Raw genomic sequence first — 5,332 nt, 5'->3', positions numbered from 1 at the left:
GTCCCCCTTGTCTCCTTGTTCCCCTTGTCCCTCTTCCCAAGGTGCGAGCTTACGCACTTGTTTCCACACGGGGCTGTGCAGGGCTTCATCCAGTTCTCGCGCCATTTCGATCGTGCCTGTATATCCGGCGTAGCGATGATGGCGTTCTTGGTTGATGTCTAAAAAGGGAATTTTGGCTTTGAGGGCTGTGTATTGATTGCGACCACCAGCAATCAACATATCTGCTTTTGTTTGGGCGATCGTCCGTAGCAATTCTTGAGCATTGCCTTTTTCTAGCATGATGCCGTCTTTACCCAGCAGTTCTTTAATGCGGGCTTTATCTTCCTCGGTACTTTTTTTCGTGCTAGTGGCGACAACTTCCATCCCCAAGTCTTTAGCCGCAGAGATAATCGACCAACTTTTCACACCTCCGGTATAAAGGACAACGCGCTTACCTTGAAGGCGATCGCGATACGTGGCTAGGGCAACATCTAACGCCGTAGTTTCTTCGGCAATTAATTTCTCGACTCGCTCTTGCAAATCTGTATCGCCCAGTTTTGCTGCAATATTGCGCAAACAGCGATTCATGTCATCCACGCCGTAGAAAGATTCTTCTATGTAAGGAATGCCGTAGCGTTCCTCCATCTTTCTCACCACGTTGATCAGCGCTTTGGAGCAGATCGTCACATTGAGTTTGGCGCGGTGGGCATAGCGAACTTCGTTGTACTTGGCATCACCCGTAATTTTGGCAAGGACTCGAATACCTAATTTTTCAAACAGAGGCAAAACATCCCACAATTCTCCCGCGATGTTGTACTCGCCAATCAAGTTGATATCGTAAGGGGTGGTAAATTCTGGTTCGGCGCTACCGATAACGTATTCTAGTAAGGCTTCACCACCGACACGATTGCCAAGGTTTTTACTCCCAATAAAGCCAGGAGAATTCACGGGGACGACGGGTATACCTATTTTATTAGTAGCGGCTTCGCAGACTGCATCCAAGTCATCGCCAATCAGGGCAGTGACACAGGTAGAGTAGACAAATACCGCAGCAGGATTGTATCGTTGCTGCACTTCCATAATGGCTTTGTACAGCTTTTTTTCGCCGCCGAAGATGACATCGTTCTCATTCAAGTCAGTCGTAAAGCCCATTTTGTAGAGATGGGAACCAGAAGAAAGACTGCCACGACTACCCCAAGAGTTACCAGAACAAGCGATCGGTCCGTGGACTAAATGAGCTGCATCAGTAATGGGGACGAGGGCGATCGATGCGCCATCAAAGGCACAACCCCCTTGAGCCGCTCCTGGTTGAGCTTGTTGCTGACAGGACTTATTTTTCTTTTGTCCTTGTTTGTGGTGATTGTGTTCGCATCCTGGCTCGCTGAGCAGCTCGTTAATTTTACCTTGGGTGATTTTCATGACTTAGCTGGTGGTGGAGTGGTGCGTGGGACGATCTGGTGAGTGGTTAGTCACGCTTCGGTGCAACTTTACTCTTGTTCCCCCCTTTTGAAGGGGAGCCACTTGCGTGGGCGGGTTTCCCGACTTGAGCAAAGTGGCGTGGGCTAGGGGGGATCTCTTCGTGAATGGCGCAGTTCTCCGATCCCCCAACCCCCGCAAGATCGGGGGCTATTACAAAGTCACACATGGGGTTAGTCGTAATCTTTAACTTCTAACAGTTTTGACTTTTGACTTTTGACTTACCGATTAACAAATGTATTTCGTGACATCTTCGCCACACTCATCTGAGAGGTAGGATAGGCTGCGAAAGCGCAAGCCTATAAGCTCGTTGTAGAGTGGATTTAGTTCGCAGAGTGCGGGAATGTGAAAGGTGCGTCCGAGTAGAGTTACGTCTCGTTCAAAAGGGCAGCAGCAGGGAATGACTTGACAAATGAGATGGGCAGTATGGCGATCGCATATTTGGATTTGATTCACCCATCGACGTAGGGGAGAGAGTAGATCGAAGCCTGGAATTTTTTCGGGAATTACAGAGCGATCGCTTGTGTGGGTGATGGTAGACATGGCTGATGGGATGAATTGGGGTATTGGGAGGTAATTGGTAATTGATAAGATTTCTCTACTACCAATTACCGATCGCCCAGCGATTATCGAATCAAGTCGTAGGAAATATCGGTTTTTGCGGGAACAATGGTGTTGCGATCGAGTTCGTCGAGTAGCGTGTTGACGATCCAGTTCAATAAGTTGATTGCTCCTTGATAGCCATAGGTGGCATAGCGGTGCAAGTGGTGGCGATCGAAAATTGGATAGCCAATTCGTACGAGTGGGGTGTGGGTGTCGCGCCACAGATACTTACCGTAGGAATTGCCGATCAGTAAGTCTACAGGTTCGGTAAAGAGGAGCGATCGCATATGCCACAGATCCTTACCACCCCAAATCTTGGCAGTGTTACCAAAGGGGCTAGCATCCAAGATTGCTTGCAATTCTTGCTCGAATACTTCGTTGCTGTTTGTTACTACAATATGTACGGGTTCAGCGCCCACTTCTAGGAGAAATTGCACCAATCCGATGACGAGATCTGGATCGCCATACAGAGCAACGCGCTTGCCGTGCAACCATGCTTGGGAATCAGTCAGCGCATCCACTGCACGTCCCCGTTCGTCTTCTAATTCTTTGGGAATTGGCTGTCCGGTGAGTTCTGATAGTTTCATCAAAAACTCATCCGTGCCTCGGATACCGACAGGACGGGTAACTGAAGTGGTTTGTTTCCACTCTTTTGTAATGTACTCCCGCGTCTTGGTGGTAGAGTATGCTTGGAAAGCGATCGTTGCTTCAGCATTAATCGAATCTGCTGCATCTTCTAAGGGAGTGCCACCCTGGTACATCCTGTACTCGCCATCATTAGGAGAGTCGAGGTAATCTGAATTATCTGCCAGTAGAGTATAGTTAACGCCCATCAAGGATGCTAAACGCTTGACTTCCCGCAAGTTGCCAATATATGTTTCAAAACCAGGAATAAAGTTGATCTTGCCGTTGGTTGTTGCTTGCTTCTTGCCTTCAGTCAGATTTGACAGAATTCCTTTCATCATGTTGTCGTAGCCCGTAATGTGGGAGCCGACAAAGCTGGGCGTATGGGCGTAGGGAACTGGAAAATCTTCGGGTACAGATCCTTTTTCCTTGGAAGTTTTGATAAAAGCACCCAAGTCATCTCCAATGACTTCTGCCATGCAGGTAGTGCAAAGGGCGATCATTTTCGGCTTGTAGAGATTGTAGCTATTCGCCAAGCCATCGATCATGTTGTTGAGTCCGCCAAACACCGCTGCATCCTCAGTCATAGAGGAAGAAACAGCAGAAAATGGTTCTTTGAAATGGCGAGTAAAGTGGCTGCGGAAGTAAGCTACGCAACCTTGAGAACCGTGAACGAAAGGCAGAGTACCTTCAAAACCTACAGCAGCCAGGATTGCGCCTAAAGGCTGACAAGCTTTAGCAGGATTCACGGTCAAAGCTTCACGAGTAAAATTCTTTTCGCGGTATTCCCAGGTTTTCGTCCAGTCTGCAACGCGGGCAACCTCTTCTGGACTATGCCCACCTTCAAACTCTTTTTTAGCCTGAAATAACTCTTGGTACTCGTCCTGATGAAACAGCGTAGCGTGATCCTTAATGTTGTCTATGTTGTTTTGAGCCATGACTGTTCTCCAATATTAGGGGCTGGGGGAAGAAAGTGGTGTGTGGTGCGTGAAGAAAGGGTGTAGGGTGTGGGGTGTGGGGTGTGAGAAGAGGCAAGAGGTTTTACTTACAACTTACGAATTGTCTTGCTCCCTCAGCTCCCTCAGCTCCCTCAGCTCCCTCAGCTCTCTTTCTTCCACGGAGCGCCGATTAAACTCCATGTCGGGCTATTCAGCGCTAAATCCATATCTCTAGCAAAAATTGCAAAGCCGTCATAACCGTGATATGGACCGGAGTAATCCCAGGAGTGCATTTGACGGAAGGGCAGCGCCATTTTCTGGAAGACGTATTTTTCTTTAATTCCAGAAGCAATCAGATCCGGCTTCAATTCTTTAACAAACTGCTCGAATTCAAAAGCAGAAACGTCATCGTAGATCAACGTGCCATTTTCGATGTAGTGAGTGGTACGCTTGTAATCGTCGCCATGACCGAATTCATAGCCAGTACCGATCAACTTCATCCCCAAGTCATAGAAAGCTGGGACGACGTGACGAGGACGCAAGCCACCAACCATCAATGCTACAGTCTTGCCTTCGAGACGCGGGAGATATTTCTTTATGACTGCATCGCATTGTGCCTGGTATTTAGCGATAACTTCTTCTGCTTTTTGCTGAATTGTTTCGTCAAACTTAGAAGCAATCTCCCGCAAGGACTCAGCAATCTTGGTGGGACCAAAGAAGTTATACTCCAACCAGGGAATACCATAAGCCTCTTCCATGTGACGGCTGATGTAGTTCATGGAGCGGTAGCAGTGAACCAAATTCAGCTTCACTGTTGGAGTCATCATCATTTCGTGGAGCGTGCCGTCTCCCGACCACTGGGCGACTACGCGCAAGCCAATTTCTTCTAGCAGGATGCGGCTAGACCAAGCATCACCGCCAATGTTGTAGTCACCGATAATCGCAACATCGTAGGGTGTCCCTTCAATGCCCAACTCTTTCTTCTTCTTATCTGCTTGGGGGAAAACCCAGTCACGGATAGAATCATTAGCAATGTGGTGTCCCAGCGATTGGGAAACTCCACGGAAACCTTCGCAGCGTACTGGAACAACGGTTTTACCAATTTCTTTCGCTGCCTTTTTCGCTACGGCTTCAATATCATCTCCAATTAGACCAATGGGACATTCAGACTGAATGGAAACGCCTCGGTTGAGTGGGAAAAGTTCGTCCAACTCGGTAATTAGCTTCGCCAGTTTTTTGTCACCGCCGAAAACGATATCGCGTTCTTGGAAGTCGGAAGTAAATTGCATTGTGCCGAAGGTGTCGATCCCTGTCGTACCGATGTAGTAGTTGCGACGACCAGACCAGGAGTAATAACCGCAACCTACGGGACCGTGGCTGATGTGGATCATATCTTTGATCGGACCCCAGACCACACCCTTAGAACCTGCGTAGGCACAGCCACGGGTGGTCATAGAACCAGGGACGGACTTGATATTCGATTTAACGCCGCAGTCGGATTTTCCTTCTTCGTAGACGTTGAGGTGTTTTTCTCGTTTTTTCTTGGCTTTATCTGGGTAAACTTCTAGGACTTCTTTAATCAGTGCTTTCTTGTCTACTGTCGTGGTTGCTTGTTCTAGAGTCGTGTTTTCAGGAGGTGTCATAATTTGCCTCTCTTGAGTGTAGGGAGTCGGGAGTCGGGAGTCGGGGAAGAAGTTAGTAGTTAAATTCCC

4 protein-coding genes are annotated in these 5,332 nt (G+C 48.2%); all 4 read right to left on the bottom strand.

Annotated elements, in window-relative coordinates; genetic code table 11:
* Positions 1 to 1,398 (bottom strand): nitrogenase iron-molybdenum cofactor biosynthesis protein NifE (gene nifE, locus C7Y66_RS29770; protein WP_106548299.1); only part of this gene is annotated, 1,398 nt, incomplete at its 3' end.
* Between the two features lie 285 nt (positions 1,399 to 1,683).
* Positions 1,684 to 1,998, bottom strand: a complete 315-nt coding sequence (locus tag C7Y66_RS29760) for a Mo-dependent nitrogenase C-terminal domain-containing protein (protein WP_015156512.1) — start codon at positions 1,996 to 1,998, stop codon at positions 1,684 to 1,686.
* 83 nt (positions 1,999 to 2,081) lie between these two features.
* Positions 2,082 to 3,620, bottom strand: a complete 1,539-nt coding sequence (nifK, locus tag C7Y66_RS29755; protein WP_106548297.1) for a nitrogenase molybdenum-iron protein subunit beta — start codon at positions 3,618 to 3,620, stop codon at positions 2,082 to 2,084.
* A 161-nt stretch (positions 3,621 to 3,781) separates the two neighbouring features.
* Entirely contained in the window at positions 3,782 to 5,263 is a 1,482-nt protein-coding gene (nifD, locus tag C7Y66_RS29750; protein ID WP_106548296.1) for a nitrogenase molybdenum-iron protein alpha chain, read from the bottom strand.
* Positions 5,264 to 5,332: the final 69 nt, after the last annotated feature.

Source organism: Chroococcidiopsis sp. CCALA 051 (assembly GCF_003015105.1).
GTDB classification, from domain to species: Bacteria; Cyanobacteriota; Cyanobacteriia; order Cyanobacteriales; family Chroococcidiopsidaceae; genus Chroococcidiopsis; species Chroococcidiopsis thermalis.
The sequence above is the reverse complement of the archived record's forward strand: the minus strand, read 5'-3'. Positions and strand labels throughout refer to the sequence as shown.